This window comes from Blautia sp. HCP3S3_B11 (assembly GCF_052064435.1).
Classification (GTDB): domain Bacteria; phylum Bacillota; class Clostridia; order Lachnospirales; family Lachnospiraceae; genus Blautia_A.
Map to the genome: position 1 here is coordinate 1 of NZ_JBQHVP010000066.1, position 489 is coordinate 489.

Here is a 489-nt window from a genome sequence, read left to right on the forward strand (position 1 = left end):
CTGAAATATCCCCTGTCCAGAATGAATCCGATCTTCTTATAACCATATCCGGATGCTTTATCCAGCATGAACTGAAGCTGGGAGATATCATTCAGACTTCCTGGATATTTTTCAAAAAATAATGGTTCCTGATTATGAGTATCATACGCAACTGCATAATTAAATACCGGCTCTCCCATATCTACTTTCGGATGCCCAAATTCAACCATTTTTATATCCCCGGCCTGACAGTTTTTATTCGTTGAATCATAAGAAATATAAATCTTTTCACGGTAATTCCGTGACTCATTCCATGTATTCAGAAATCCTGTACTCTGATCATCTGTTACTGAATTCAGGAAATCTGATACGGTTGAATCGCTGTATTGTTTCATCTTTTCCGTAAAAAGTGGATGGTTGTATGTATAATCCGGATAGTACTGCGCTGCATTGTTTTCTGCTATGATCGAATAAACAGCCAGATCTAAAAACAGCCCCATATCACGCGAT

Annotated in this window: 1 pseudogene; it reads right to left on the minus strand. The window is 38.0% G+C overall.

The features are described 5' to 3' along the window. A pseudogene (locus ACTNC0_RS18275) lies at nucleotides 1–489 on the minus strand (IS1634 family transposase); the annotation flags it as partial.